This window comes from Streptomyces sp. NBC_01232 (genome assembly GCF_035989885.1).
GTDB lineage: Bacteria > Actinomycetota > Actinomycetes > Streptomycetales > Streptomycetaceae > Streptomyces.
In genome coordinates this window covers 4,834,080-4,859,189 of record NZ_CP108518.1, presented here as the reverse complement: position 1 = coordinate 4,859,189, position 25,110 = coordinate 4,834,080, and the positions used below count along the sequence as shown (strand labels likewise).

General features: G+C 70.5%; 30 protein-coding genes. 10 read left to right on the top strand and 20 right to left on the bottom strand.

The window, feature by feature from the left end:
• Positions 1-39: 39 nt before the first annotated feature.
• Entirely contained in the window at positions 40-858 is an 819-nt protein-coding gene (locus tag OG444_RS22485) for a DUF4190 domain-containing protein (RefSeq protein WP_327263876.1), read from the top strand.
• 49 nt (positions 859-907) lie between these two features.
• Here the strand turns inward: OG444_RS22485 and OG444_RS22480 are convergent, their stop codons facing one another.
• A complete protein-coding gene (locus tag OG444_RS22480) occupies positions 908-1,834 on the bottom strand; it encodes a helix-turn-helix domain-containing protein (protein ID WP_405790172.1) in 927 nt (308 codons plus the stop codon).
• A gap of 425 nt (positions 1,835-2,259) precedes the next feature.
• On the opposite strand from OG444_RS22480, the gene OG444_RS22475 reads away from it, so the two are divergent.
• From OG444_RS22475 to OG444_RS22460, 4 genes are read left to right on the top strand one after another with little or no spacing between them, the layout of a single operon-like run.
• On the top strand, positions 2,260-2,733 hold the full coding sequence (locus OG444_RS22475) for a hypothetical protein (RefSeq protein ID WP_327263874.1): 474 nt from the start codon (positions 2,260-2,262) through the stop codon (positions 2,731-2,733).
• Positions 2,730-4,130 carry a hypothetical protein gene (locus tag OG444_RS22470; RefSeq protein WP_327263873.1) on the top strand — a complete coding sequence of 467 codons (1,401 nt, stop codon included), beginning with the start codon at positions 2,730-2,732 and terminating at the stop codon, positions 4,128-4,130. Before OG444_RS22475 ends, OG444_RS22470 begins: the two co-directional genes overlap by 4 nt.
• Complete coding sequence (locus OG444_RS22465; RefSeq protein WP_327263872.1) at positions 4,127-4,447, top strand: hypothetical protein; 321 nt, start codon at positions 4,127-4,129, stop codon at positions 4,445-4,447. Before OG444_RS22470 ends, OG444_RS22465 begins: the two co-directional genes overlap by 4 nt.
• Positions 4,444-4,758 carry a hypothetical protein gene (locus OG444_RS22460; RefSeq protein ID WP_327263871.1) on the top strand — a complete coding sequence of 105 codons (315 nt, stop codon included), beginning with the start codon at positions 4,444-4,446 and terminating at the stop codon, positions 4,756-4,758. Before OG444_RS22465 ends, OG444_RS22460 begins: the two co-directional genes overlap by 4 nt.
• A 118-nt stretch (positions 4,759-4,876) precedes the next feature.
• Here OG444_RS22460 and OG444_RS22455 read toward each other — a convergent pair whose 3' ends face one another.
• From OG444_RS22455 to OG444_RS22435, 5 genes are all read right to left on the bottom strand, one after another.
• Positions 4,877-6,196: a dicarboxylate/amino acid:cation symporter gene (locus OG444_RS22455; protein ID WP_327263870.1), complete on the bottom strand. Its 1,320-nt coding sequence runs from the start codon at positions 6,194-6,196 to the stop codon at positions 4,877-4,879.
• Between the two features lie 374 nt (positions 6,197-6,570).
• A complete protein-coding gene (locus OG444_RS22450) occupies positions 6,571-6,843 on the bottom strand; it encodes a DUF4229 domain-containing protein (protein ID WP_327266890.1) in 273 nt (90 codons plus the stop codon).
• A gap of 173 nt (positions 6,844-7,016) precedes the next feature.
• The gene (locus tag OG444_RS22445) at positions 7,017-7,541 is read right to left on the bottom strand and encodes a GNAT family N-acetyltransferase (RefSeq protein ID WP_327263869.1); all 525 of its coding nucleotides are present in this window, start codon (positions 7,539-7,541) and stop codon (positions 7,017-7,019) included.
• 100 nt (positions 7,542-7,641) lie between these two features.
• Positions 7,642-8,805 carry an aminofutalosine synthase MqnE gene (gene mqnE / locus OG444_RS22440; protein ID WP_327263868.1) on the bottom strand — a complete coding sequence of 388 codons (1,164 nt, stop codon included), beginning with the start codon at positions 8,803-8,805 and terminating at the stop codon, positions 7,642-7,644.
• A gap of 60 nt (positions 8,806-8,865) precedes the next feature.
• Complete coding sequence (locus OG444_RS22435) at positions 8,866-9,321, bottom strand: Lrp/AsnC family transcriptional regulator (RefSeq protein WP_030710106.1); 456 nt, start codon at positions 9,319-9,321, stop codon at positions 8,866-8,868.
• Between the two features lie 123 nt (positions 9,322-9,444).
• Between OG444_RS22435 and OG444_RS22430 the strand changes: the two genes are divergently transcribed.
• Positions 9,445-9,582: a hypothetical protein gene (locus tag OG444_RS22430; RefSeq protein WP_189733807.1), complete on the top strand. Its 138-nt coding sequence runs from the start codon at positions 9,445-9,447 to the stop codon at positions 9,580-9,582.
• Here OG444_RS22430 and OG444_RS22425 read toward each other — a convergent pair.
• Positions 9,579-10,271, bottom strand: coding sequence for a UbiX family flavin prenyltransferase (locus tag OG444_RS22425; RefSeq protein ID WP_327263867.1), 693 nt, complete (start codon positions 10,269-10,271; stop codon positions 9,579-9,581). The two genes, OG444_RS22430 and OG444_RS22425, sit on opposite strands and share 4 nt — an antisense overlap.
• Before the next feature lie 90 nt (positions 10,272-10,361).
• Here OG444_RS22425 and OG444_RS22420 point away from each other — a divergent pair, with 90 nt between their 5' ends.
• Positions 10,362-10,958 carry a rhomboid family intramembrane serine protease gene (locus OG444_RS22420; RefSeq protein ID WP_327263866.1) on the top strand — a complete coding sequence of 199 codons (597 nt, stop codon included), beginning with the start codon at positions 10,362-10,364 and terminating at the stop codon, positions 10,956-10,958.
• On the opposite strand, the gene mqnP is transcribed toward OG444_RS22420, so the two are convergent.
• The 3 genes from mqnP to OG444_RS22405 are packed head-to-tail and all read right to left on the bottom strand — an operon-like array spanning position 10,955 to position 13,793.
• Positions 10,955-11,875, bottom strand: coding sequence for a menaquinone biosynthesis prenyltransferase MqnP (gene mqnP / locus OG444_RS22415; protein ID WP_327263865.1), 921 nt, complete (start codon positions 11,873-11,875; stop codon positions 10,955-10,957). The two genes, OG444_RS22420 and mqnP, sit on opposite strands and share 4 nt — an antisense overlap.
• Positions 11,872-12,342, bottom strand: a complete 471-nt coding sequence (locus OG444_RS22410; protein WP_327263864.1) for a hypothetical protein — start codon at positions 12,340-12,342, stop codon at positions 11,872-11,874. Before OG444_RS22410 ends, mqnP begins: the two co-directional genes overlap by 4 nt.
• A complete protein-coding gene (locus OG444_RS22405; RefSeq protein WP_327263863.1) occupies positions 12,339-13,793 on the bottom strand; it encodes a menaquinone biosynthesis decarboxylase in 1,455 nt (484 codons plus the stop codon). Before OG444_RS22405 ends, OG444_RS22410 begins: the two co-directional genes overlap by 4 nt.
• Positions 13,794-13,883: 90 nt before the next feature.
• Between OG444_RS22405 and OG444_RS22400 the strand changes: the two genes are divergently transcribed.
• Complete coding sequence (locus OG444_RS22400; RefSeq protein ID WP_327263862.1) at positions 13,884-14,177, top strand: PLD nuclease N-terminal domain-containing protein; 294 nt, start codon at positions 13,884-13,886, stop codon at positions 14,175-14,177.
• Between the two features lie 28 nt (positions 14,178-14,205).
• Here OG444_RS22400 and OG444_RS22395 read toward each other — a convergent pair whose 3' ends face one another.
• Positions 14,206-14,643 (bottom strand): hypothetical protein, encoded by a 438-nt coding sequence (locus OG444_RS22395; RefSeq protein WP_327263861.1) that lies wholly within the window; start codon positions 14,641-14,643, stop codon positions 14,206-14,208.
• Between the two features lie 118 nt (positions 14,644-14,761).
• Complete coding sequence (locus tag OG444_RS22390; RefSeq protein ID WP_327263860.1) at positions 14,762-15,127, bottom strand: cupin domain-containing protein; 366 nt, start codon at positions 15,125-15,127, stop codon at positions 14,762-14,764.
• Between the two features lie 109 nt (positions 15,128-15,236).
• On the opposite strand from OG444_RS22390, the gene OG444_RS22385 reads away from it, so the two are divergent.
• Positions 15,237-15,701, top strand: coding sequence for a MarR family winged helix-turn-helix transcriptional regulator (locus OG444_RS22385; RefSeq protein WP_383200952.1), 465 nt, complete (start codon positions 15,237-15,239; stop codon positions 15,699-15,701).
• Between the two features lie 16 nt (positions 15,702-15,717).
• Here the strand turns inward: OG444_RS22385 and OG444_RS22380 are convergent, their stop codons facing one another.
• The 8 genes from OG444_RS22380 to hemL all read right to left on the bottom strand — a co-directional run bounded on the left by OG444_RS22380 (position 15,718) and on the right by hemL (position 23,972).
• Positions 15,718-16,221 carry an SRPBCC domain-containing protein gene (locus tag OG444_RS22380; protein WP_327263859.1) on the bottom strand — a complete coding sequence of 168 codons (504 nt, stop codon included), beginning with the start codon at positions 16,219-16,221 and terminating at the stop codon, positions 15,718-15,720.
• Between the two features lie 25 nt (positions 16,222-16,246).
• Positions 16,247-17,350: a c-type cytochrome biogenesis protein CcsB gene (gene ccsB / locus OG444_RS22375; protein ID WP_327263858.1), complete on the bottom strand. Its 1,104-nt coding sequence runs from the start codon at positions 17,348-17,350 to the stop codon at positions 16,247-16,249.
• Positions 17,347-19,059: a cytochrome c biogenesis protein ResB gene (resB, locus tag OG444_RS22370; RefSeq protein WP_327263857.1), complete on the bottom strand. Its 1,713-nt coding sequence runs from the start codon at positions 19,057-19,059 to the stop codon at positions 17,347-17,349. Before resB ends, ccsB begins: the two co-directional genes overlap by 4 nt.
• Before the next feature lie 13 nt (positions 19,060-19,072).
• Positions 19,073-19,846: a cytochrome c biogenesis CcdA family protein gene (locus tag OG444_RS22365; RefSeq protein WP_327263856.1), complete on the bottom strand. Its 774-nt coding sequence runs from the start codon at positions 19,844-19,846 to the stop codon at positions 19,073-19,075.
• Positions 19,847-19,850: 4 nt separating this feature from the next.
• Positions 19,851-20,483 (bottom strand): TlpA family protein disulfide reductase, encoded by a 633-nt coding sequence (locus tag OG444_RS22360; RefSeq protein WP_327263855.1) that lies wholly within the window; start codon positions 20,481-20,483, stop codon positions 19,851-19,853.
• A gap of 89 nt (positions 20,484-20,572) precedes the next feature.
• The gene (locus tag OG444_RS22355; RefSeq protein ID WP_327266888.1) at positions 20,573-21,799 is read right to left on the bottom strand and encodes a hypothetical protein; all 1,227 of its coding nucleotides are present in this window, start codon (positions 21,797-21,799) and stop codon (positions 20,573-20,575) included.
• Between the two features lie 155 nt (positions 21,800-21,954).
• Entirely contained in the window at positions 21,955-22,653 is a 699-nt protein-coding gene (locus OG444_RS22350) for a histidine phosphatase family protein (RefSeq protein WP_327263854.1), read from the bottom strand.
• Positions 22,650-23,972 (bottom strand): glutamate-1-semialdehyde 2,1-aminomutase, encoded by a 1,323-nt coding sequence (gene hemL, locus OG444_RS22345; protein ID WP_327263853.1) that lies wholly within the window; start codon positions 23,970-23,972, stop codon positions 22,650-22,652. The genes OG444_RS22350 and hemL overlap by 4 nt, the downstream gene beginning before the upstream one ends.
• Positions 23,973-24,105: 133 nt before the next feature.
• On the opposite strand from hemL, the gene OG444_RS22340 reads away from it, so the two are divergent.
• Entirely contained in the window at positions 24,106-24,705 is a 600-nt protein-coding gene (locus OG444_RS22340; RefSeq protein WP_327263852.1) for a hypothetical protein, read from the top strand.
• Positions 24,706-25,110: the final 405 nt, after the last annotated feature.

Genomic DNA, 25,110 nt, shown 5'->3' with positions numbered 1-25,110 from the left:
GTTGATGCGCTCACCCTCTGAGCAAGGAGCTCCACACGCATGTCCATACCACCGCAGCCTCCGTCGTCCCCCGGTCCGTACGGCCAGCCCCAGCCCGGCCCGTACGGCCAGCCGGGCCCGTACGGCCAGCCGGGGCAGCAGCCCGGTCAGCCGCCGTACGGCCAGCCGGGACAGCCGGGCTGGTACCCGCAGCAGTCGCAGAAGACCAACCCGCTGGCCATCGTGGCGTTCGTCATGTCGATCGTCTGCGCGATCCCGCTGGTCCCGCTGATCCTCGGTTTCGTCGCCCTCTCCCAGATCAAGTCCCGTGGTGAGAAGGGCAAGGGCCTCGCCATCGCGGCGATCGTCATCCACGGCGCGACCATCGCGTTCTACGGCATCTTCATCGCCCTCGGCCTCTCCGGAGCGCTGGACGACGACACCACGAAGAAGCGCGACACCGGCGGCCAGGTCACCGCCCCGGTCGCCGGCGGCGTGAGCGACATCAAGGCGGGGGACTGCTTCAACACGAGCGACGACCTGTCGAAGTACAACGCCGAGGACGGCAGCCAGGCCGCCCTCTCGGTGCGCATCGTGCCCTGCGACCAGCCGCACAAGGGCGAGGCGTACTCCGTCTTCGACCTGGAGGGCGGGCTGTACCCGGGCGAGGAGAAGGTCGTGTCCATCGCCGAGGAGAAGTGCGGGGGCACCGCGCTCACCACGTACCTGGGCAAGGACGCGAAGGTCTCGGACAAGCTCGAGGTGTACTACTACTACCCGCAGGCCACCACCTGGATCCGGGGCGAACGCGAGGTCACCTGCTTCGTGGGCGACCCGAGCGGCCCCACCACGGGCTCGATCCGCGCCGCGGGCTCCTGACCCGCACCGGCCGGGCCCGCCTCAGGGGCGTCGGCCGGGTCCCGCCCCTTCAGGCCGCATCCGCGCCCGGGTCGGCCGGCGGGCAGTCGCGGCAGCGGCGCGGGTACGGCGCACGGAACGCGCGGTCGCAGCCGTCGCAGTTCTGGAGCGGGTGCGGCGCTTCGGCATCCCGGACCGGCGGGGCCACCGGGGCCGGGGGCAGCCGGGGCGGGAGCAGCCTGGTGAGACGGTACGCGACGACGGCCGCGGGGTTGCGCATCTGGTCGGGGAGGTCCGCGGACACGGCCCGCGCGACCGCGTCGGGGGCGATCCCGCGCTCCAGCCAGGCGGAGGCGTCCGGCGCGAGGCGCCGTACGTCGCGCTCGGAGAGCAGGAGCCGCGGGTCGTGGCGCCGTAGCCCGGCGAGCAGTTCGAGCGCACCGGGGTGCGGGCCCGGCCCGGCCACCTCCGCCGGGGCGACAGGCTCGGGCTGCGGACCCGGCTCCAGGTCCGGCCCCGGCTCCGACTCCAGGCCCGGCCCCGACTGCGGCTCCAGGCCCGGCTCCGGCTCCGGCTCCGGCTCCAGAGGTGGCTGGGGCGGAGGTGGCGGCAGCGGCGGCTCGTCCGGGGCGGCCTCCGGCCTGTTGTACGAGTACGTCCGGGTCACCACCCGCCCGGTCTGCAGCCGCTCGCGCCGGCGTTGGAGATAGCCGTGCCTCTCCAGCTCCCGCAGCGCGGAACCGATCCGGATCTCGCCCTCCGGGAACCGCGCGGTCAGCGCCTTGACGCCGATCGGGGCCCCGTCGGGCAGCGACTGGATGTGGGCCGCGACCCCGATCGCCGTCGCCGACAGTTCGCGGTGCTGGAGGAGGTGGTTGCCGACCACCGTGTAGTGACTCGCGTGGCGCACGTTGACGTGGATGACACCGGATCGGGGGGTCCCTGAGGGAACTCGGGACGAGGCGCGCGAGACCGCGCTAGGGTGCTGAAGAGCCATGGGGAAGCGAGCCACTTCCTAAGATGGTCAGGCCCTCGGCCGGGATTGCAGTCCCACCGGGGGCCGTCTCATGTCTGCGGTTGTCGGGGCGAGCATATGCCAGCCAACCAGTAGTAAATCCAGCCCAGTTGGCACGATTCACCCGTCCGGGCGACGCCGGCCGGTGGGGTTGGTCGGTTGGTCATTTCCCCCGGTTCTTTGGGTCTTTACGCGTCCAGGCGCACCGGATCCCGGTATCCCGCGACCCGGTTCCCGTCCGATGTCCCGGGGCGGCAGGAGCCCCGCGTCGCGGATTCCCGCGACCCGGTCCCGGCGGCCGGCGGAACCGTACGAACGCCTTCCGCGTCTCCGGTCCATATCGGCGCCGCCGAGGGCCCATGCGGAAATCCCCGTATTAGCATGGACATGACCAGCTGATTCTGGCCATGTCCAGTTATCAACTCCCCAGGGGATACATGTCGTTCGACGCGGAGTGGGCTCAGCACAAGGCCGCCGCCCTCGCACAGCAGTCACCCGTGATGCGGCTCAATCAGGCACCCCCCGACGGCGGCGCGCCCGCGAGCCCGGCCGGGAGCCTGGTGGCCGGAGCCGCCTCCATCAACGGCAACGCCAACCTGCTGATCGAGATCGCCGCGCTCCTCCACGAGGGCCGGCCCGACGGAGACGCGAGCACCATGGCACGCGCCCCAAGGGCCCATGCCGACGTCTCCACGGAGGTCCTGCGCTTCGCCCGCTTCGCCGACGACCAGTTCAAGGACACGGTCAGCCTGCTCGCCGCCCTGGCCACCCGCCTCAAGACGGCCGGCACCGGCTTCGCGCAGGTGGACGACGACACCGCCCGCTCCTTCCTCGGCAGCCTCCTCGAATCGGGGCAGTACGTGAAACCGGAGGCCAAGTGAGCGGGCTCAGCCACCGCAAGGACGTCCAGTTCCTGGAGGAGTGCAACCCGGCCCTGGTGGAACGCAACGCCGCCGAGTTCAAGCGCCTGCGCGATCTGCTCGTCCAGGCCGAGGAGCCCGCCCGGCGGGCCGAGACCGGCACCGAATGGCACAGCGACGGCAGCCACACGTACACCTCGCGCCTCTCCGAGGCCCGGCAGCTCGTGCAGCACATCGCAGAGGGGTACGACAGGGCCGCGAGCGCCCTGCACGCGTACGCGGCGGCCCTGACGACCGCCAAGTCCCACTACTCGAACGGCCGGGGCTCCGAGCGCAAGCTGGCCGCCCTGATCGCCACGAAGGGCACCGCGGTCACCCGCACCGCCCAGGAGGCGGAGCCGATGCGCCAGTGGGAGGACATGCGGGCGACGACCGGCTTCCTCGACGGTCTCGCCGAGCTCACGATGGACGTGGACGACATCCGCGAGGATGCGGACCGCCTCCACGACGACGCCGGCGGCAACTTCCGGCTGGCCGGGACCACCGAGCAGGAAGCGCGCAGCTCCTGCGTCCACGCGCTCAAGCAGGCGTACGAGCTGCTGCCCGAGTTCAGGCTGAAGGGCGGGGCGGGCGGGGTCGACCTCTACGCGGCCATGGCCGACATCCGCCGCGAGGCGGCTGAGGCCCGCACCAACCCCCTGACCCATCTGCCGGGCAGTGGCCCGAAGAAGGAGATGACGGGTCCGGTGGGGCCGGACACCCCGGTCTCCCCGCAGCTCCGCGACATCCGGATGCGGGTCGCGGGGCTGCCGGACGCCGCCGACAACTACTGGATCCCCCTCGTCACGGACGAGATGCACGCGGACTGGATCTCCCGGAACAAGGAGGTCCTGCGGGCGGCGGCCAGGAACGCGGGCCTGCCGGAAGAGCTGGTCGCAGGCGTGGCCTGGCAGGAGATCGGCGGCTATCAGCCCGGCCTGCTGGACGACGTGACCGGCACGATCCGCGAACAGGCCGCGGCTCCCTGGGGCCTGAGCCCGGTCACCCCCGAGAACCTTCCGTGGCGTCTCGGCGGGAATCCGGACGAGACCTCCTACGGGCCGATCGCCGTCCAGCTGCGGCGCGGTGCCGAAGTGCTCGGCTACGACCCGGCGAACCTCACCGACCACCAGCGGACCCTGGTCGAAGAGGCCCTGCAGGACCCCAAGCAGAATGCCTTCATAGCCGCCGGACACCTGGCGCAGATCAAGGCGGAGAGCGGTCTCGCCGACGTGCCCGCCGACCGGATGACGGAGGCCCAGATGCGGGAGATCGCCGCGCGCTACAACGGAGGGCCCTACTGGGACCTCCCCAAGGCCCAGGGCTACGGTGACCGGTTCGTCGGGGACCTCGGCCGAGCGAAGGACGCAATGCGATGACGTATCCCCGGGAGAGCATCGACCTGCCCGAGGACCGGGGCTGCCTGCGATGGGTACTGGGTGTCCCGCTCGGGATCATCCACCTGCTCAACGCCGTCGCCGTGTGGGCGGCCCTCTTCGCCGGACCCCGGGCCGAGTGGGACCACCAGGGCTACGAGGGCGTCTCCGCGATGTGCTTCGTCTCCGTATCCCTGAGCACCCTGGGCCTGCTCATCACCCTCGTCCCGAGCGTGCGCCGGACCATGGGCCTGTGGTGGTTCGCCCCGCCCGTCGTCCTCGGGCTGATCGCGTACGTCCGCGGTGCGACGCTCGGATGAGGCTCCCCCGCGAGAACATCGACCTGCCCGAGGACCGCGGCTGCCTGCAGTGGGTCCTCGGGATACCGCTCGCCCTCGGCTACGTCCCCGCGGTGTTCACCTGCTACGCCGCCCTGACGCTGCGGGCGGAGCCCGGCGACGAGGTGATGCGCGACACCGTCCGCTTCATGTCCGGCTGCTCCCTGGTGCTGTGCCTCGTCGGACTGCTGGTCACCATCACCCCGCTGTTCCGCCGGACGATGGGCCGGTGGTGGTTCGCCGCACCGTTCCTTCTGGCGACGGTCGCGTACTTCCGCGCGCAGACGGTCTGACGGCTCCGACGGCCGGACTCCGAGGGCGGGGGCGGAAGGCCCTGCGAACGCCGCAGCCCCCGCCCGGGGACGAGGGCGGGGGCTGCGGCGCACACGGTGCGGTGCGGGTGCGGGCGGGTCAGGCCGCGACCACGACCTGCTCGGTGGCCGGGGCCGGCTCGTCCAGCAGTGAGGCCGAGGCGGAGGCGTAGGCCTCCTTGTCCAGGATTCCCTCGCGGGCCGAGACGATGACCGGGACCAGGGCCTGGCCGGCCACGTTGGTGGCGGTGCGGATCATGTCCAGGATCGGGTCGATCGCCAGCAGCAGGCCGACGCCCGCGAGCGGCAGGCCCAGCGTGGAGAGGGTCAGCGTCAGCATGACGGTGGCGCCCGTCAGGCCGGCCGTGGCGGCCGAGCCGATGACCGAGACGAAGACGATGAGCAGGTACTCCTTGATGCCCAGCTGCACGTCGAAGATCTGCGCGATGAAGATGGCGGCGAGCGCCGGGTAGATCGCGGCGCAGCCGTCCATCTTGGTGGTGGCGCCGAACGGGACGGCGAAGGAGGCGTACTCCTTCGGGACGCCGAGGCGCTCGGTGACCTTCTGGGTGACCGGCATGGTGCCGACCGAGGAGCGGGAGACGAAGGCCAGCTGGATGGCGGGCCAGGCGCCCTTGAAGAACTGCAGCGGGCTGACCTTGGCGACCGTCGCGAGGAGCAGCGGGTACACGCCGAACATGACGATGGCGCAGCCGATGTAGACGTCGGCGGTGAAGGTCGCGTACTTGCCGATCAGGTCCCAGCCGTACGTGGCGATCGCGGTGCCGATGAGGCCGATGGTGCCGATCGGGGCCAGCCGGATGACCCACCACAGGGCCTTCTGGAGCAGCTCCAGGGCGGACTCCGCGAGGTCCAGGACCGGCTTGGCCTTGGCGCCGAGCTGGAGGGCGGCGATACCGGCGACGACGGCCAGGAAGACGATCTGCAGGACCTTCAGCTCGGTGAAGGGCGTGACGATGTCCGTCGGGACGATCCCGGTCAGGAAGTCGATCCAGGAGCCGGTCCGCTTGGGGTCCTTGCCGTCCGCGGCGGTGAGGCCGGTACCGGAACCCGGGTCGGTCAGCAGGCCGATGCCGATGCCGATGCCGACCGCGATCAGCGACGTGATCATGAACCAGAGCAGCGTGCGACTGGCGAGCCGTGCCGCGTTGTTCACCTTCCGCAGGTTGGTGATCGACACCAGGATCGCGAAGAAGACGAGCGGGGCGATGGCCAGCTTCAGCAGCTGGATGAAGATGTCGCCGGTCTTCTCCAGGGTGGTGGCGAGCCAGCTGACGTCCTGGCTGCGGGCTATCCAGCCGAAGAGGACGCCGAGGGCGAGACCGGCGACGATCTGGGCCCAGAAGGGGAACTTGAACGAGGCCTTGGCAGGGGCCTGGGGGGTCGCGGACACGGACACTCTCCGGAGGTGACGCACGAAGACAGGGGGGAAGTACTGCGGTGGCGAAGCGGTGCGGCAGCAGCCGGAAGGAGGGCCGGCCGGGACGGCTGCTGTATCGATTCAGCTCAACAGCAACAGGCCGCGGACGCGCGGCGGCAGAGGTCGACGTGCAGGCGCATCACGAGCGGAACGCTCGTGATCATGGGGTGCGCAACTGTGGTCAACATGTTGAACACGCTAACACTTCTCCTTTGAGAATCTCAAAGGGGTGCTTTGAGACAGCGGCGCAAGAGGCCCCCTTGCGCAGACCGGGAAAACGCGAACGCCCCAGCGTTACGGGCGGTATACCCGATGCTGGGGCGGTTCGATGTGTGATGAAGCCAACTGGGGCGTTACGAGCTCACGCGCGCCGCGTCGTCGGCCTGGTCCTCCTGGCTGCGGTTCGCGGCGAGCTTCTGCTTCGCACCCGCGACGCGACCGGAGATCTGCTGGGACATCTCGTCGCGCTGCTTGCGCAGGAGGACGAAGGAGAGCGGGGCCGAGATCACGAGGGCGAGCAGCACGACCCAGGCCACGTTGGCGTCCCCGAGCCCGGCGGGCACCCAGCCCAGCCGGACGAGGCCGGCGACGGCGACGAGGCATCCGACGAAGATGCCCAGGCGCATCGCGGTGTAGCGGATCGTTGCGCTCGGCTTGAGGGACACGGTGACCCCTTCTCTCTCGTCGTGGTCTGCGGCGGCTGGTGCCCGTCCAGTGAAGCACGCCGCCACCCCGCCGCGGCCCTCCGGGGTACGGCGGCCGGTGCGGCGGCGGGTGCGGCAGCGGGTGCGGCCGCCGGTCAGTGCAGCGGCAGCAGCATCACGATGTCGTCGCGGTCGTCGCCCGGGGCCACCCGGATCGCGCCGGGGACGCGGCCGACCTCCTTGTAGCCGCAGGAGGCGTAGAAGTGCTCCAGGCCCAGGCCGCCGCGGCAGGTGAGACGGACGGCGTCGATGTTCCCGAGGGAACGGGCCGCGGCCTCCGTGGCGGCCATCAGTTCGCGCCCGTACCCCTTGCCCTGGTGGCGCGGATGGACCATCACCGTGTAGGCCCACAGCCAGTGGAGCTGGAGCGCGTGCGAGTTGTGGACGAGGAAGGCGGTCGCGGCGACCGCCCCGTCCCCGTCGTGCCCGACGAGCAGCCGGCAGCTCCCGCCGGCGACGCCGGCGAGGTGCTTGTCCAGCGCGGGGCGGACCTCGTCGGAGGTGACCGGGGGCACGAAGCCCACGGCGCCGCCCGCGTTGGAGACGTCGGCCCACAGCGCCAGGATTCCATCACGCAGGGCAGGGTCGACGACCGGGTCCAGGGTGAAAGTAAGGGTCATATGGCGAGTTTATCCATTACCCAATCGGCGCGTCCAGAAAACGCCGAACCCCGGCCCAGGGGCCGGGGTTCGACTGACCGGAAGAGGCCGGACCGGGCTGTCAGACGCGCATCGCCTGCGGGGTCTCGCGCAGGTCTGCGTCCGGGCCGGGGTACTCGCGGATGATCTCGTAGCGCGTGTTGCGCTCGACCGGACGGAAGCCCGCTTCGCGGATCAGGTCCAGCAGATCGTCACGGCCCAGCTTGTTCGGGGTGCCGTAGTTGTCCGCGTCGTGCGTGATCTTGTACTCGACGACCGAGCCGTCCATGTCGTCCGCACCGTGCTGCAGCGCGAGCTGGGCGGTCTGCACGCCGTGCATCACCCAGAACACCTTGACGTGCGGCACGTTGTCGAAGAGCAGTCGCGAGACGGCGAAGGTCTTCAGCGCCTCGGCGCCGGTCGCCATCGTCGTACGCGCCTGGAGCTTGTTGCGTACCTTGCCGTCCTTCATGTCCACGAAGTCGTGCTGGTAGCGCAGCGGGATGAAGACCTGGAAGCCGCCGGTCTCGTCCTGCAGCTCGCGCAGCCGCAGCACGTGGTCCACGCGGTGGCGCGGCTCCTCGATGTGCCCGTACAGCATGGTCGCGGGGGTCTTGAGACCCTTCTCGTGCGCCAGCCGGTGGATGCGCGACCAGTCTTCCCAGTGGGTGCGGTGGTCGACGATGTGCTGCCGGACCTCCCAGTCGAAGATCTCCGCGCCGCCGCCGGTGAGCGACTCCAGGCCCGCCTCGATCAGCTCGTCCAGGATCTCGGACGCCGTGAGACCGGAGATCGTCTCGAAGTGGTGGATCTCGGTCGCCGTGAACGCCTTCAGCGAGACGTTCGGCAGCGCCTTCTTCAGCTCGGAGAGCGAGCGCGGGTAGTAGCGCCACGGCAGGTTCGGGTGCAGGCCGTTGACGATGTGCAGCTCGGTGAGGTTGTCGTTCTCCATGGCCTTGGCCAGGCGCACGGCCTCCTCGATGCGCATCGTGTACGCGTCCTTCTCGCCCGGCTTGCGCTGGAACGAGCAGTACGCGCACGAGGCGGTGCACACGTTCGTCATGTTGAGGTGCCGGTTGACGTTGAAGTGGACGACGTCACCGTTCTTGCGCGTGCGCACCTCGTGGGCGAGGCCGCCCAGCCAGGCCAGGTCGTCCGACTCGTAGAGGGCGATACCGTCCTCACGGGTCAGCCGCTCGCCGGAGCGGACCTTCTCCTCCAGCTCACGCTTGAGCCCAGCGTCCATGTACCGGTCGCCTCCTCTAGATGCCTCTGCCTGTCCTGCGAACCCTGCCCCACCGTACTCTCAGGCTTCCTCGGGCAGCTCCCCGACCCGGTTCTCCCACTTGGTGGAGAGCACGATGGTGGTACGGGTGCGCGAGACGCCCTTGGTTCCGGAGAGCCTGCGGATGATCTTCTCCAGGCCGTCCACGTCGTTGGCGCGCACCTTCAGCATGAAGGAGTCGTCGCCGGCGATGAACCAGCAGTCCTCGATCTCGTTGAGGTCGCGCAGCCGCCGGGCCACGTCCTCGTGGTCCGCGGCGTCGGACATGGAGAGCCCGATCAGCGCCGTGACGCCGAGGCCGAGCGAACGCGAGTCCACCGTCGCGCGGTAGCCGGTGATGACCCCGGCCGTCTCCAGTCGGTTGATGCGGTCGGTGACGCTGGGGCCGGAGAGGCCCACGAGACGGCCCAGCTCCGCGTACGAGGCACGACCGTTTTCCCGGAGTGCCTGGATGAGCTGCCTGTCCACCGTGTCCATTTACGTGGAGCCTTCCATTATTCGGCGATCCTGCAAGTCTAGGTATAGAATCTAAGGCACACAGGGTCAACACCCTGTGAAATCTTATCGCTGATCAATGACGATCTTCAGGAGTGGTTCACCGTGTTCACGATCGAGATGGCCTACGCACACATGCGGGAGCTCCAGGAGCTGGCCAACCGATCCCGTGCCCACCAGCCCGCCGCGGCCCACCGCGTCGACAAGGCCCGCAAGCCGCTCGGCCGTAAGAAGAAGGCCTAGTCACCGGCGCTTGCCCCCCGGGGAGTACGGGAGCCTCCCAGCTCCCCCTCCCAACGGCGGTACAGCCGGTGCGGCACACCTGCCGCGTCCAGCACCCGCCCCGCGACGAAGTCCACCAGATCCTGGATGTGCGTCGCACCCGTATAGAACGCCGGAGAGGCGGGCAGCACGATCGCGCCCGCCTCGTCCAGCGCCACCAGATGCCGCAGTGTCTGACCGTTCAGCGGGGTCTCCCGCACCGCGACCACCAGCCGGCGCCGCTCCTTGAGCGTCACGCTCGCCACGCGCTGGAGCAGGTCCTTCGACAGTCCGAGCGCCACCCCCGCCACGCAGGCCGTGGACGCGGGGACGATGAGCATCCCCTTGACCGGGTACGAGCCCGAACTCGGGCCCGCCGCCAGGTCTCCCGCACCCCAGTACCGGATGTCCGCGTCGGCCGCCGGGGCCTGGAAGGTCCCCGGTTTGCCGTCGGCGCCACGGGCCAGCCACTCCGCGAGGTCCTCGCGCCAGTGCGCGTCGCGGAAGGCGATCCCGGTCTCGTCCAGCAGAGTGAGACGCGAGGCGCGGCTCACCACCAGGTCGACACTCTCGCCCGCGGCGAGCAGCCCGCGGAGCACCGCCGCCGCGTACGGCGTCCCGGACGCCCCGGAAACCCCGACCACCCACGGGGTGCGCTTGCGCTCAGTCATACCTCCGAGACTATCCGGCCACCGCCGATGGGCACTCAGTAAGGTGTCCGGACGTTCCCGTGACGGGACGTGGCGAGGGGGACGAGGAAGATGAGCACGACAGCGGAAGCGGGCTGGACGCAGCTCGACCGGGCCAAGGCGGCCGGAAAGCTGATGGCGGGCTGGGTGGCACTGCTGTGGCTGATCGAGCTGGTGGACGCGGCCACCGGCCATGCGCTGGACGGGTACGGGATCATCGCCCGCGAACCGGACGGGCTCACCGGGATACCGCTCGCGCCCTTCCTCCACTTCGGCTTCGACCATGTGGCGGCCAACACCGTCCCGCTGCTGACCCTCGGCTTCGTGGCGGCCCTCAGCGGCATCCGCCGCTTCCTCGCCGTGTGCGCGGCCGTCGCCGTCGTGGACGGTCTCGGCGTCTGGCTGGTCTCCCCCTCGGACACCATCACGGCGGGCGCCTCGGGCCTGATCTTCGGCCTCTTCGGCTACCTGCTGGTCCGCGGCTTCGTGGAACGGCGTCCGCTGGGCGTGGTGGTGGCAGTGGTGATCGCCGCCGTCTGGGGCAGCACCATCTTCCTGGGCATCCTGCCGACGGACTCGGGAGTCAGCTGGCAGGGCCACCTCTTCGGCCTCCTGGCAGGCGCGGCGGCGGCCTTCGCCCTCCCGCGCCGCGCACCGGCCGCCGGCTAGAGGCTCAGGCCCCGTACGGCCAGATCGCCCAGGGCGCACACGAACAGGGCGATCCCGATGAAGCCGTTGACCGTGAAGAAGGCGCGGTTCAGGCGGGACAGGTCGTGCGGCTTGACGATCGTGTGCTCGTAGAGGAAGGCCGCGACGACCACCGCCAGGCCGGCCCAGAACAGCGCGCCCGCGTCCGTGGCGAGTGCGTACCAGGCCAGCAGGGCCGTGGTCACGACGTGCGCGCCGCGCGCGCCCCAGAGGGCGGCCGGGACGCCGAAGCGGGCCGGGACGGACTTGACGCCCTCCGCCCGGTCGGCGGCCACGTCCTGGCAGGCGAAGATCAGGTCGAAGCCGCCGATCCACACGCCGACCGCCAGGCCCAGGAGCACCGCGTCCCAGGACCACTCGCCGGTCACGGCCAGCCAGGCCCCGACCGGGCCCATCGCCTGGGCCAGGCCCAGGATGGCGTGCGGGAAGTTCGTGAACCGCTTGCCGTACGGGTAGACCACCATCGGGATCACGGCGACCGGCGCGAGCGCCAGGCACAGCGGGTTCAGCAGCGCCGCCGAGCCGAGGAAGACCAGCAGCGCGATACCGGCGCCGGTCCAGGCCGCGCGGACCGACACCGCGCCGGTGACCAGCTCACGGCTCGCCGTGCGCGGGTTGCGGGCGTCGATCTCGCGGTCGATGATCCGGTTGGCCGCCATCGCGAAGGTCCGCAGCCCCACCATGCAGATGGTGACGAGCAGCAGGACGCCCCAGTGGACGCGCCGGTCGAGCTGGAACATGGCGGTGAACGCCGCGATGTAGGCGAAGGGCAGCGCGAAGACCGAGTGCTCGATCAGCACAAGCCGCAGGAAGGCCTTGACCTTCCCTGCCTGCGGCGCGGGGCCGGGTCCCTGAAGGGCTTCGGCGGCGGAGGTCATGCGAGGCTCCTGCGGAACTCTTCGAGGTCGGCCGTGAGCTCCGCCGCCGGGAGGGCGCCCAGCTCCAGGGTCCGGACGGTGTCGTCGTCGTGACCCTCGGGCGGGGTGACGCGTGCGGTGACCTCCCAGTCGCCCCCGGACGGGCGGGCGTCGAGGAGCAGGAAGTTCCCGGCCTCCGCGGTGAACGGCTCCCCGGCCGCCAGGGCCTGCTGGAGCTGCTCCGCGAAGCCGTCCGCCTCGGTGTCCCGTGCGCCGGGCAGCTCGAAACCGCCGCCCTCCCCGTCCACGTCGAACATCAGGGCCCAGGTGTCGCCGGACCCCGCGAATTCCTCGGGGCTGACGCCCGCCTGCTCGGCGGCGAGGAGCACACCGGGCTGCGTCGGGTCGATCTCCGGGCGCATCAGGGCGACGTACCGCTCCGAGGTGCCGATGAAGAACTCGGGGCCGCCCACGGCGATGGGGCTCACAGTCCGTACTCCTTCCAGCGGCGGTCCACCAGGGCGGCCGTCGCCGGGTCGGACTCCACCATGTCGGGCCAGCCGCCGTCGCGGGTGTAGCCCTCCTCGGGCAGCTTCTTCGTCGCGTCGATGCCCGCCTTGCCGCCCCAGAACTGCTGGTACGAGGCGTGGTCCAGGTGGTCCACCGGGCCCTCGACGACGGTGAGGTCGCGGGAGTAGTCGGTGTTGCCCAGGGCCCGCCAGGAGACCTCGTGCAGGTCGTGGACGTCGCAGTCCTTGTCGACCACGATGATCAGCTTGGTCAGCGACATCATGTGGGCGCCCCAGATGGCGTGCATGACCTTCTGGGCGTGCTTCGGGTACTTCTTGTCGATCGAGACGATCGCGCAGTTGTGGAAGCCTCCCGATTCGGGGAGGTGGTAGTCCACGATGTCCGGCACGATGATCTTGAGGAGCGGAAGGAAGAACCGCTCCGTCGCGCGGCCGAGCGGGCCGTCCTCGGTCGGCGGCCGGCCGACCACGATCGACTGGATGAGCGGACGCTTGCGCATCGTCACGCAGTCGATCTTCAGGGCCGGGAAGGGTTCCTGCGGGGTGTAGAAGCCGGTGTGGTCGCCGAACGGGCCCTCCGGCAGCATCTCGCCGGGCTCCAGCCAGCCCTCGATGACGACCTCGGCGTTGGCGGGGACCTGGAGCGGGACCGTCTTGCAGTCGACCATCTCGATCCGCTTGCCCGCGACGAAGCCGGCGAAGAGGTACTCGTCGATGTCGCCCGGCAGCGGCGCGGTGGACGCGTACGTCACCGCGGGCGGGCAGCCGAAGGCGATGGCGACCGGCAGCCGTTCGCCCTTGGCCGCGGCCACGGCGTAGTGGTTGCGGCTGTCCTTGTGGATCTGCCAGTGCATGCCGATGGTGCGCTTGTCGTGGCGCTGGAGCCGGTAGAGGCCGAGGTTGCGGACGCCGGTCTCGGGGTGCTTGGTGTGGGTCAGGCCGAGGTTGAAGAAGTCCCCGCCGTCCTTGGGCCAGGTGAAGAGGGCCGGGAGCCGGTCCAGGTCCACGTCGTCGCCGGTGAGGACGACCTCCTGGACGGGCGCCTCACCCTTGATCTTCTTCGGCGGCACGTGGACCATCGAGCCGAGCTTGCCGAAGGCCTCGCGGACCCCGATGAAGCCCTGCGGGAGCTCGGGCTTGAGCAGGCCGCCGATCTTCTCGCTGATCTCGCCGTACGACTTGAGGCCGAGGGCCTTGAGCAGGCGGCGGTCGGTGCCGAAGACGTTCATGGCCAGCGGCATCGCCGAACCCTTGACGTTCTCGAACAGCAGGGCCGGGCCCCCTGCCTTGTTCACTCTGTCGACGATCTCCCCGACTTCCAGGTACGGGTCGACTTCGGCCTTGATGCGCTTGAGGTCGCCCTCCCGCTCCAGAGCCCGGAGCAGCGAGCGGAGATCGTCGTAAGCCATAGGGGTCAGTATCCGTCACCAACTACCCTGGAGGCGTCACCGGGGCCCGACGTGGGCCCCCCGTCACTGACTGGGAGTCGGTCCCACACCGTGCTGCGCTATCTGCCGTTCCTGCTGATCCTCGCGCTGACCATCTATGCCTTCATCGACTGCCTGAACACCCCGGAGCAGGAGGTCAAGCACCTCCCCAAGGTGGTCTGGGTGATCATCATCCTGCTGTTCTCCATCGTGGGCCCGGTGGTGTGGCTGTTCGCGGGCAGGCAGCGGGGGGCGTCGGGCGGCGGCCGGGCGCGCCGGGCGCAGTGGGTGGCGCCCGACGACAACCCGGAGTTCCTGAAGTCGCTGCGCGACGAGCAGGAGAAGAAGGACAAGGACCAGGACTGAAGGCTCCTGCGGACGGCCGGGCGGAGCCTCAGCCGACGTAGAAGTACCAGGGGCTCTTCCCGAAGTCCTTGGAGCCTCCTCCGCCCTGGCCGAAGAGGCCGGACGGATTGCTGGGTCGGGGCCCGGGGCGCAGGTCCCCGATGTCCGCGTACGGCCGGCCCACCCAGGGAGTGCCGGGGCGCGGCCCCGGTTTGCGGCCGTAGAGGTCCTGGATGTCCGCCCACGGCACTTTCGGCCCCGGCGGAACGGTCGAGGTCGGCCGCGGGGCGGGGGCGGTGGGACTCGGCCGCGGGGCGGGAGCGGTCGGGGTCGGCTGCGGAGCAGGAGCGGTCGGCGTCGGCTTCGGGGCCGGAGCGGGGCCCGGCGTGTCGGCGGAGGCGCCGGACGAGAGCGAGACCGCTCCCGCGGCGAGGGCCGACACGGTGGCGAGGGCGAACCACCCGGTGCGGGTGCGGGTGCGGGCCATGACGGGGCTCCTTGCTGAGGATCGGCCGGCCCGACCGGGCGGGGCCGTGCCTCCATTGCGCCCCGGCGGCCGCACCCCGTCACGTCCCTGACTCCCGTGGCTTGACAACCCCCGGCGGCTACCGGGCCCACGGCAGGATGCGGGTGCCCTCCTCCCCCGGGACCGTCACCACGCCGTCCGAGCGCATCACGACGTGGGCCTCGAAGCTCTCGCCGGCGTGGATGCGGCGCAGTGTGTCCGGGGGAAGGACGAGGGTCCCGCCGGCGGTGACCTTCTCGGTGCGGCCGTCGCAGGTGACCTCCAGGGAGCCGGCGGTGAGGATCCACACCTGCTCGCGGCTGACGGAGTGTTCGGGGCCGGTGGCCCCGGCGGGCATGGCCACGTGCCAGCTGCTGAGCTCGGAGCTGCCGCGGCTGGGGGCGGCGAAGCCGGTCATGGTGGCGTTGGGGGTGGCGGTGACGTTCTCGGGGGCAGGGCTGATCACGTGCAAGGCGGGTCCTCGTGTTCTCGTCGTCCGTCTCGGAGCATGCAAGTAAAGCTGCTTTACTTCGAGTGAGTAAAGCAGCTTGACCCGGCCGTGTCACCATATTTGCGTGAAGAGAGACGAGAACGAGGGCGTCGAGCTGCTGTTCCTGCTCGGCCTGGGCTTCCAGATGCTGCTGGGCGAGTTCACCCGGCGCGTCGCCGAGGCCGGATACCCGGACCTGCGACCGGTGCACGGCATGGCCTTCCAGGCCCTCAGGGGCCCCGGCGCCACCGCCACCGAGCTCGCCGAGCGGCTGGGGGTGACCAAACAGGCCGCCGGACAGATCGTCGACGACCTGGAGAAGCGCGGCTACGTCCGCCGCGAGCCGCATCCCGAGGGCGGCCGCCGCAAGCTGGTGGTCCTGGCCCCGGCGGCCCATGACCACCTCGCCGTCGCGGGCCGGATCCTGCACGAGCTGGAGGCCGAACTCGGCCGCGGCACCGACCTCACCGCCCTGCGCCAGGGCCTCGGGGACGTCGTGCGCACCTTCCACGGGGAGGGCGGACTGCCGCCGCTGCGCCCGGTGTGGTGAGAGGAGCCCGCGGCCCCTACGTACGGGCGAGGGAGGCGTACGCCTCGCGCAGCGCCGCCCGGCGGGTGTCCGTCCGGGCCGCCCAGTCCGCCGGCCGCCCGGCCAGCGCCGAGTCCAGCAGCTCGAAGTGCTCGTGCCAGCCCGCCAGGTGGTCGAGTCGCCCGGCCTCCGGCCCGCGGAACTCGTTCACGAACCGGATCACCGTCGAATCGGTCCCGACCGGCTCCAGGTGGAAGCGGATCCGCCCGTACCCGCCGACCGTGTATTCGGCGACCCGCTCCACGTCCCAGGCGGTCACCCGCCCGGTGGCCACGGTCCCGTCGTCCGGCCGGCGCAGTGTGACCGCCCCGCCGAGCCTGCGCTCCAGCACGTCCGCCTCGGCCAGCCAGCCGCGCAGCCCGTCCGCGGTGGTCAGGGCGGGCCACAGGGCCTCGTAGGCGCACGGCAGGTGCACCTCGAGGCGGAGCAGCCAGTGGTCCTCGCCGCGCTGCTCGCTGGTGGCACGGCTCACGAGAGACATGCCACCAGCGTCCCACTCCCGCCGGTCAGACGCCCGCGTACGAGTGCTTGCCGCTGAGCAGGATGTTCACGCCGTAGTAGTTCCAGATCCAGCAGGCGAAGGCGAAGAGCGCGAGGTACGCGGCCTTGCGGCCCTTCCAGCCGGCGGTGGCGCGGGCGTGCAGGTAGCAGGCGTAGGCCACCCAGGTCACGAAGGACCAGACCTCCTTGGGGTCCCAGCCCCAATAGCGGCCCCAGGCGTCGCCCGCCCAGATCGCGCCCGCGATGATCGTGAAGGTCCACAGCGGGAAGACGGCCGCGTTGATGCGGTACGAGAACTTGTCGAGCGAGGCCGCCGAGGGCAGCCGCTCCATGATCGAGCTGCGGAACTTCCCCGGCGTGCGGCCCGCCTCCAGGGCTCCCTCGTACCCGTCCCGGAAGAGGTAGAGGACCGCGCCCGCGGCGCCGATGTAGAAGACCGCGCCGCAGAAGATCGCCGTGGAGACGTGGATCCACAGCCAGTACGAGTGCAGGGCCGGGACCAGCTGGTCGCTCTCGGTGTAGAGCCAGGTCACCGCGATGCCGAGGTCCAGCAGGACGGTGGTGACCAGGATCAGGCCGAGCCAGCGGACGTTCTTCTTCAGGGCGAGCAGCACCAGGTACGCGCCGACGGCCACCGTGGAGAAGGTGATCGAGAACTCGTACATGTTGCCCCAGGGGGCCCGCTGCACCGACATGGCCCGTGCGACGACCCCGGCCGCCTCGACGAGGAAGGCGAGCCCGGTCAGCGAGACCGCGATCCGTCCGTACAGGTCGCCCTGCACGGTGCCGCCGGCGGCACCGGGGCCGTCCGGTACGTCGCGGATGCCCGTGGCGGAGCGGGTGGTGACCTTGGGCTGGTCGAGGACCGCGGTGGCCCCGGCCTTGCCCCGGACCTGCACGGCGGGGGCGGCTCCGGCCGCTCCGGCCGCTCCGGCCTCCTTGGCCGCGGTCAGCGCGGCGGCCGTACGGGCCACCTTGCTGCGGCTGCCGAAGGTCCACTCGGCGATGTGCGCGAAGAAGGCGAGCGTGTAGACCGCCATCGACGAATAGATCAGGTAGTTGCTGATCTCAGCCAGGTTCTCGTTGGCTGCGGCTGCGAGCGGCGTCATCCGCGCTCTCCTTCAGGGGTTTCTTCAACACGTGGTTCGGCCATTGCAGCAGGCGCGGTCGGCGCCTCCTGGTGCAGCTTGGCGGCGAGCTCCGCCAGTTCCTGCGGGAGCCGGGTGGACTCGCTGCGGCCCAGGCCCGCCATCTCGACGACGGTCACGCCGTCCTTGCCGGCGACCGCGCGGACCCAGATCCGGCGGCGCTGGATGAACAGCGATCCTGCCAGGCCCACGATGGCGGCGATCGCGCCCGCGAGGGCGAGGCCGCTGCCGGGCTGGTGGGTGACGGAGAAGGTGGCCCACCGCTCGATGCCCTCGAACTTCACGGTCCCCGCCCCGTTCGGCAGGGTCATCGTGTCGCCGAGCGCCAGCTTCTGCTTGAACTGCTGGCCCGACTCGTCCTTGAAGGGCACCATCTTGGCGGTTTCGAGCCGGTAGACGTTCTGCGGCAGTCCCGAGTCCACGCCGAGGCTGCCGTGGAAGGCGTTGAGCATGAGCTGCGGGTTCAGGAGGGCCGGGAACTGCGAGAACATCGTGCCCATGCCCTCGCCGGCGAAGCTCGGCACGAAGACGGCGTTGAAGCCGAGCTGCTCCTTCTTCCCGTCCTTGTCCTTGTAGCCGTCGGTGACCTTGACGGCTCCGGTGGAGGTGAGGTTGGCGTCCTGCGGGAGCACCGGCACGGCGTCCTTGAAGATCACCTTGCCGGTGGGGTCGGTCACCGAGACGATCGGCGCGTAGCCGTGGCCGAGCAGGTAGACCTTGGAGCCGTCGACCTCAAGGGGCTCGTTGACCTGGATCTCACGCTTCTGCGGAGTGCCGTGGGCGCCGTCCGAGAAGGTGACGTACGCCTTGAAGTCGCGCGGGGTGCCCCGCTGCGGGCCGGTCATCTCGTACGTCGCGTCGAACCGGTCCAGCGTGAAGCTGAAGGGCGGCAGGTCGTCCGGGTCGAAGAGGGCGCCGGACTTGAAGTCGTCGTACTGGGTGAGCGTGTTCGAGAAGCCGCTGCCGCGCAGGACCAGCTTGCCGCCCTCGGACTTGAAGTACTGGCCCCAGGCGAAGGCGACCAGCATCACGATCAGCGCGACGTGGAAGACCAGGTTCCCGGCCTCGCGGAGGTAGCCCTTCTCCGCCGCGACGTGGCCGGTGCCGGCCTCGGTGCGGAAACGGCTGCCGCGCAGCACGGTCCTCGCGTACGACAGGACCTCGTCCGGGGTCTTCCCGGTGCGCCAGGTGGTGTGCGCGGGGAGCCGGTCCAGACGTCGGGGGGCGCCCGGCGGACGGCCGCGGAGCTGGCCGACGAACTGCCAGGAGCGCGGCACGATGCAGCCGATGAGCGAGATGAAGAGCAGCAGGTAGATCGCGGAGAACCACACCGAGCTGTAGACGTCGAAGAGCTGGAGGGCCTCGGCGACGTCCACGTAGGAGGCGTGCTCGCGCTTCCATGCGACGACCTTCATCGCGTCGACGTTGGTCTGCGGGACGAGGGAGCCGGGGATGGCGCCCAAGGACAGCAGGAAGAGCAGGATCAGCGCCACCCGCATGGAGGTGAGCTGCCGCCAGAACCAGCGGACCCAGCCGATCACGCCGATGCCGACGGCCGGCCCGCCCGGGCTGTCCTCCAGCGGCGCGGTGGACAGCTGCGCACCTGCCGCGGCGTCGGTGGGGTCCGCCGCGGCGGACGGGTCGGTGCTCGCTTTGTCTGTCGTACTCATGTGCCTTTAGTCCTCAGATCCCCACCGTGAAGCTTTGGGTCCAGCTCTGCATGTCGCTGATGATGCTGTCCCACAAACCTGTGACGAGCAGCAGGCCGGTGAGGATCAGCATGCCGCCACCGATGCGCATCACCCATGCATAGTGCTTCTTCACCCAGCCGAACGCACCGAGCGCCTTGCGGAAGGCGATCGCGGCGGCGATGAAGGGCAGGCCGAGGCCCAGGCAGTAGACGACGGTCAGCAGCGCGCCGCGGCCGGCGCTCGCCTGGTCGATGGAGAGGGTGTTGACGGCGGCGAGGGTCGGGCCCATGCAAGGGGTCCAGCCGACGCCGAAGAGGACACCGAGCAGGGGCGCGCCGACCAGACCGGCCGTCGGCTTCCGGTGGAAGCGGAACTCCCGCATCGTCAGACCCGGGATCGCCCCCATGAAGAAGAGGCCGAGCACGATCACCAGGCCGCCCAGGACCCGGGAGATGATCTCCTTGTTCTCCTGCAGCTCGGCGCCGAAGTAGCCGAAGAGCGCGCCGGTGGAGACGAAGACGGCGGTGAATCCGGCGATGAACAGACTCGCGCCCGCCAGCATCCGGCCCCGCCGGGCCTCGGCGAGGTCGGCTCCGCTGACCCCGGTCACGTAGGAGAGGTAGCCGGGGACCAGGGGCAGCACGCAGGGCGAGAAGAACGAGACGAGGCCCGCGAGCAGCGAGATCGGCAGCGCGAGCAGCAGCGCGCCGTTCAGGACCGTCTCGTTCACGCCGGTGACTTCCGCGGCGAGGACGTGGCCGATCACAGGGTCACTGCTCCGCGAGGAGCGGGTCGATCATCGATCGCAGCTGCTCCTCCGTGACCGCGACCAGGGTTCGGGCGGCGATCTTGCCCTCCTTGTCGAGGACGATCGTGGAGGGGATGGCGTTCGGGTTGAGCGTGCCCTTGGGGAATCGGAGCATCAGCTTCCCCGCGGGGTCGAAGAGGCTCGGGTAGGTGATCCCGTAGGTCTCCTCGAAGGCCTTCGCCTGCTGCTGCTCGTTGTCGCGGGTGTTGATGCCCACGAAGGCGACGTCCTTGCCGGCGTCGGCGAGCTCCTTGGAGACCTTCGCGAAGCTCGGGGCCTCGGCCCTGCACGGCGGGCACCAGGAGCCCCACACGTTGAGGACGACCACCTTGCCCTTGAGGGTGGTGGTGTCGAGGGTCTTGCCGTCGACCGTCTCGCCGTCGAGCTTGGGGGCCTCGGTGCGCTCCGCCCTGGAGACGGTGGAGATGCCGGTCGCGCCCGTGACGTAGTTGCCGCCGGACCCGCTGGCGGGCTTGCCGCCGTCGGAACCCGAGCACGCCGAGAGCGTGAGGGCGCCCGCGAGGGTCACCGCGGTCAGCAGGGTGGCACGGCCGCCGGTCGAGCGGCGGCGTCGGGGGGCGCGGCTAAGGCTCATGTGAAAAGTTTCGCATGAGCAATTCGCGGAATTCCCGCGCCCCCCGGAGGGATGTCAATGACCTGGTCAGGCGATGTTCCACGGACCCGTCAGGCGGCGGTCAGGTACGCGCTCCAGCCGCCGGCCGGCGACTGGCCCGGGGCGAGGCCCCGGAGCCTGGCGAGGACCTTGGGGTCCTGGACCTCCAGCCAGTCGGTGAACTGCCGGAAGGATACGAGCCGTACATCCCTTTTGTCCGCCATGCCCTTGAGGGCCTCCTCGACGGCGTCCATGTAGATGCCGCCGTTCCATTCCTCGAAGTGGTTGCCGATGAAGAGGGGTGCCCGGTTGGTCTCGTAGGCCCGGCGGAAGCCGCCGAGGTAGGTGGCCGTGGCCTGGGTGCGCCAGCCCGGGTAGTTGGCGGGCACGCCCTTCGTGGTGCTCTTCGACTGGTTGGCGAGGATGTTGTAGTCCATCGACAGGACTTCGAAGGAGTGCCCGGGGAAGGGCAGGGACTGCAGCGGCAGGTCCCAGATGCCGGACCTGCGCACCGGCCAGACCTGCAGACCGCCGGGCGAGCTGGAGTCGTAGCGCCAGCCCAGCCGCTGGGCCGTCGGCAGCAGGGTGTCCCGGCCCAGGAGGCAGGGGGTGCGGGCACCCTTCAGCTCCTTGGCGTAGTCGAAGGGCAGCGGGTCGAGATCGGTGAATCCGGTGTTGGTGCGCCACTGGGTGACGAACGACACGGCCTGGTCGATCTCGCTCTGCCAGTCCCCCTGGGTCCACTTGCCGACCGAGCCGGAACCGGCACAGAAGTGGCCGTTGAAGTGGGTGCCTATCTCGTGCCCGTCGAGCCAGGCCTCGCGGACGAAGCGGAGGGTGGCGCGGATGTTCTCGTCCTTGAGGTAGCCGATGTCCGAGGCCCCGACGGGGTTGTTCGGCGGCCGGTAGAGGTGCCGCTTCGACTCGGGCAGCAGATAGATGCCGGAGAGGAAGAAGGTCATGCCCGCACCGTGGTCCCTGGCGAGCTTGAGGAAGCGCGGGAAGAGTCCGTTGCCGATCTCGCCCGCGCCGTCCCAGCTGAAGACCACGAACTGCGGCGGGGTCTCGCCCGGCTGGAGCGGGACGGGCGCGTCCGGCTGGTTCGGCTGCGGGCCGGTGTCGGCGGTGGAACCGTCACCGATGGGCCTGGACACCGGCTTCTGACCGGGCTTCGGATTCCCGACGGGTCCGGGAGAGCCGGAACCGGGCTTGTCCGATGAGCCGCAGCCCGCGATTCCCATCGCGGCGGCCGCACCAAGTCCCAGTCCCAGCAACCCCCTCCGGCTGACTCCCCTGATGTCGCGCATGTCACCGTCCCCACTGTCGATCACTCAAACCGACCCGAAGTCCATATAAACGGACAATCAGATCGGGCATGTGTGCTGACACGGTGATTCCCGCACAACTTCTCTTTAGTTGAGTGCCCCCGTAACGGCCTGTAACAGTCCGTCGATCAAGCTCCGAACGCCTTGGACGCGCCCTTCACCGGCTTGGCTCCGGCCAGCAGATGGGCCGGGACCAGATCCCGCGCCGGCTCGCTGTAGCCCACCGACACGAGCTTGTCGCCCTGGAAGGTGAAGGACGTCATCGAGGCGAGCGTGCACTGCCGGCGCCGCGGGTCGTGCCACAGCCGGCGCTTCTCCGCGAAGCTGCGCACGATCCAGATCGGCAGCTGGTGGCTGACCGCCACCGCCTCGCGGCCGCGGGCCGCGTCGCGCGCCGCCTCCAGCGCGCTCATCATCCGGACCACCTGCTCGACGTACGGCTCGCCCCAGGAGGGCTTGAACGGGTTCGTCAGGTGCTTCCAGTTGCCGGGCTTGCGCAGCGCGCCGTCACCGACGCCGAAGGTCTTGCCCTCGAAGACGTTCTCCGCCTCCAGCAGCCGCCGGTCGGTCGCCAGGTCCAGGCCGTGGACCTTGGCGATCGGCTCGGCCGTCTCCTGCGCCCGCTCCAGCGGGGAGGACACGACGTAGGCGATGTCCCGGCCCTTGAGGTGCTCGGCGACCCGGTCCGCCATCTGCCGGCCCAGCTCGGAGAGGTGGTAGCCGTCACGGCGCCCGTAGAGCACGCCCTCGGGGTTGTGCACCTCACCGTGGCGCACCAGGTGCACGACGGTCAGGTCGGAAGTGGCGGGCGTGGCACTGCTGCTCATGCGGTGGCCTCCGCGGCGGCTCGGGCAGCGGCCGGCAGTGCCGCCGCGATGCGCTCGATCGCCTTCTCGTCGTGGGCGGTGGACACGAACCAGGACTCGAAGGCGGACGGCGGCAGGTAGACGCCCTGCGCCAGCATCGAGTGGAAGAACCCGTTGAAGCGGAAGCTCTCCTGCTTCTTCGCGTCGTCGTAGTTGCGCACCTCGTCCTCGGTGAAGAAGACGGAGAACATGTTGGAGGCGGTCTGCAGCCGGTGGGCCACGCCCTCCTTGGCGAGCGCTCCGGTGACCAGGCCCTGGATCTCCTTCGAGACCGCGTCGACCTTCTCGTACGCGGCCGCGTCGAGCAGGCGCAGCTGCGCGAGGCCGGCGGCGGTGGCGATGGGGTTACCGGAGAGCGTGCCGGCCTGGTAGACCGGGCCCGCGGGCGCCAGGTGGCCCATCACGTCGGCGCGGCCGCCGAAGGCCGCGGCGGGGAAGCCGCCGCCCATGACCTTGCCGAAGGTCATCAGGTCGGGCTCGACCCCGTCGACGCCGTACCAGCCGGCGCGGGAGGTCCGGAAGCCGGTCATGACCTCGTCGGAGATGTAGAGCGCGCCGTTCTCCCGGCACAGGTCCGCGAGGCCCTGGTTGAAGCCGTCGGCGGGGGTGACCACGCCCATGTTGCCGGGCGCGGCCTCGGTGATCACGCAGGCGATCTCGCCGGGGTGCGCGGCGAAGGCCGCCCGTACCGATTCGAGGTCGTTGTACGGGAGGACGATCGTGTCGCCGGCCTGCGCGCCCGTCACACCGGGGGTGTCCGGCAGCGCGAAGGTCGCCAGACCGGAACCGGCGGCGGCCAGCAGCGCGTCCACGTGACCGTGGTAGCAGCCGGCGAACTTCACGACCTTGGCGCGACCGGTGAAGCCGCGGGCCAGCCGGATCGCCGACATGGTCGCCTCGGTGCCGGAGGAGACCAGGCGCACCTGCTCCACGGGCCGGATGCGCGCGACGATCTCCTCCGCCAGCGCCACCTCGCCCTCACCGGGCGTACCGAAGGACGTACCACGGGCGACGGCCGCCTGGACGGCCTCGATCACCTCGGGGTGCGAATGGCCGAGGATCATCGGTCCCCACGAGCACACGAGGTCGACGTACTCGCGACCGTCGGCGTCGGTGAGGTACGGACCGGTCCCGGACACCATGAACCGGGGCGTACCGCCCACGGCGCGGAAGGCGCGCACGGGAGAGTTCACGCCGCCGGGGGTCACGAGGGAGGCGCGCTCGAAGAGCGTCTGCGAAACTGGGGCTTCATACGGGTACGGGTAGCTCACACCAGCCATGGTCTCAGAGGCCGCGACAGACTTGCGGACGGGCGTTTCACCGCGTCGCCGCGGGGGAGGTCACTGCCATGATGATCAGGCTGCGTGGCGGGGGCCGCGGGGCCGTGGCAAGCAAGATCAGTCGGGTGGAGATATGCAACGCGGTGGTGGACCGGGCGAGGGAACGGACGGCCTCGATCCGCAGCGCGCCCGCGAGGCCCGCCGCCGGGGCAAGCACCGCCGCCGCGGAACGGAGGCGGCCGATGCCGTCCCCGGGCCCGCGTCCTCGTCCGACGACCTGCCCAAGGGCCGCGGCATGGGAGTGACCTACAAGTACTTCGGCGCCCCCGACGGCGCCACCGCGGCCCGGGTCCCGGTCACGATGCGGCCGGAGGAGCTCGGCGGCGACGAGCTCGGCATGGGCGGACTCTTCACCAAGATCAAGCCGGAGACGGTGGCCGCGATGGTCCTGACCGGCATCGAGGGCATACCCCTCCACAAGGTGCCCCCGCTGGAGCTGGTCGTCCTCCACCCCGACTACGCGGTGGTCAAGCTCCCCATGACGGTGGTCGACCCGCTGCGCGGGATCGGCGAGGAATCGGTGGGCGCGGCGGCCTTCATCTGGTCCACGGTCCCGGACCGCGGCGGCCCGAGCGACGCCTTCAACGTCTACCAGCTGCTCCACGAGTGGCAGGATTTCAGTCACCGCCTGCACGAGGCCGGTCACCAGCCGTACTGCCTGGTCTGGCCCTGACCGACGTTTCGCCGCGGCGGCGCGGCCGGCCGGCCCGGCGCCGATCTCCATGACGTACGTACGGGTCCGCTCCCGCTCCCCTCGCGCACGGGCTCGCGCGGGCCCACCCGAGTGATCGTGCAGTGGGAGGCCGAGGCCCGCGATGAGCGCGAGTGCCCGCCGCCGCCCGAGGACCGCGCCGCCCCGGAAAGCCGGCGGGGACGCCGGTCCAGCGGTGGGAGTCCCCACGCATTGACCGGCCGGTAGGACACAGACCGATTCAAGCCATGTTCGGCGCTTGGTCAACCGGTGTCGCTCTTACCCCGGTTAACCGTTCCAGGCACTGTCGAAACGAAAGCGTGCGGTTGCGAGGGGAACGCCCGATCGATCCTCTGGAGTACCGATTTCCGGACGCCGGGGCAAAGG

Excerpts from the sequence above, each read along its gene's own strand:
- OG444_RS22340 (WP_327263852.1), top strand. The coding sequence starts at position 24,106 with ATGCAACGCGGTGGTGGACCGGGCGAGGGAACGGACGGCCTCGATCCG.
- OG444_RS22475 (WP_327263874.1), top strand. The coding sequence starts at position 2,260 with ATGTCCAGTTATCAACTCCCCAGGGGATACATGTCGTTCGACGCGGAG.
- OG444_RS22465 (WP_327263872.1), top strand. The coding sequence starts at position 4,127 with ATGACGTATCCCCGGGAGAGCATCGACCTGCCCGAGGACCGGGGCTGC.
- OG444_RS22350 (WP_327263854.1), bottom strand. The coding sequence starts at position 22,653 with ATGAGCAGCAGTGCCACGCCCGCCACTTCCGACCTGACCGTCGTGCAC.
- OG444_RS22425 (WP_327263867.1), bottom strand. The coding sequence starts at position 10,271 with ATGACTGAGCGCAAGCGCACCCCGTGGGTGGTCGGGGTTTCCGGGGCG.
- OG444_RS22445 (WP_327263869.1), bottom strand. The coding sequence starts at position 7,541 with ATGACCCTTACTTTCACCCTGGACCCGGTCGTCGACCCTGCCCTGCGT.
- resB (WP_327263857.1), bottom strand. The coding sequence starts at position 19,059 with ATGAGTACGACAGACAAAGCGAGCACCGACCCGTCCGCCGCGGCGGAC.
- mqnE (WP_327263868.1), bottom strand. The coding sequence starts at position 8,805 with ATGGACGCTGGGCTCAAGCGTGAGCTGGAGGAGAAGGTCCGCTCCGGC.
- OG444_RS22405 (WP_327263863.1), bottom strand. The coding sequence starts at position 13,793 with ATGGCTTACGACGATCTCCGCTCGCTGCTCCGGGCTCTGGAGCGGGAG.
- OG444_RS22420 (WP_327263866.1), top strand. The coding sequence starts at position 10,362 with ATGAGCACGACAGCGGAAGCGGGCTGGACGCAGCTCGACCGGGCCAAG.
- OG444_RS22460 (WP_327263871.1), top strand. The coding sequence starts at position 4,444 with ATGAGGCTCCCCCGCGAGAACATCGACCTGCCCGAGGACCGCGGCTGC.
- OG444_RS22380 (WP_327263859.1), bottom strand. The coding sequence starts at position 16,221 with ATGTCTCTCGTGAGCCGTGCCACCAGCGAGCAGCGCGGCGAGGACCAC.
- OG444_RS22485 (WP_327263876.1), top strand. The coding sequence starts at position 40 with ATGTCCATACCACCGCAGCCTCCGTCGTCCCCCGGTCCGTACGGCCAG.
- OG444_RS22435 (WP_030710106.1), bottom strand. The coding sequence starts at position 9,321 with ATGGACACGGTGGACAGGCAGCTCATCCAGGCACTCCGGGAAAACGGT.
- OG444_RS22450 (WP_327266890.1), bottom strand. The coding sequence starts at position 6,843 with ATGCGCCTGGGCATCTTCGTCGGATGCCTCGTCGCCGTCGCCGGCCTC.
- OG444_RS22395 (WP_327263861.1), bottom strand. The coding sequence starts at position 14,643 with ATGGCCCGCACCCGCACCCGCACCGGGTGGTTCGCCCTCGCCACCGTG.
- OG444_RS22480 (WP_405790172.1), bottom strand. The coding sequence starts at position 1,834 with ATGGCTCTTCAGCACCCTAGCGCGGTCTCGCGCGCCTCGTCCCGAGTT.
- OG444_RS22360 (WP_327263855.1), bottom strand. The coding sequence starts at position 20,483 with ATGAGCCTTAGCCGCGCCCCCCGACGCCGCCGCTCGACCGGCGGCCGT.
- hemL (WP_327263853.1), bottom strand. The coding sequence starts at position 23,972 with ATGGCTGGTGTGAGCTACCCGTACCCGTATGAAGCCCCAGTTTCGCAG.
- ccsB (WP_327263858.1), bottom strand. The coding sequence starts at position 17,350 with ATGACGCCGCTCGCAGCCGCAGCCAACGAGAACCTGGCTGAGATCAGC.
- mqnP (WP_327263865.1), bottom strand. The coding sequence starts at position 11,875 with ATGACCTCCGCCGCCGAAGCCCTTCAGGGACCCGGCCCCGCGCCGCAG.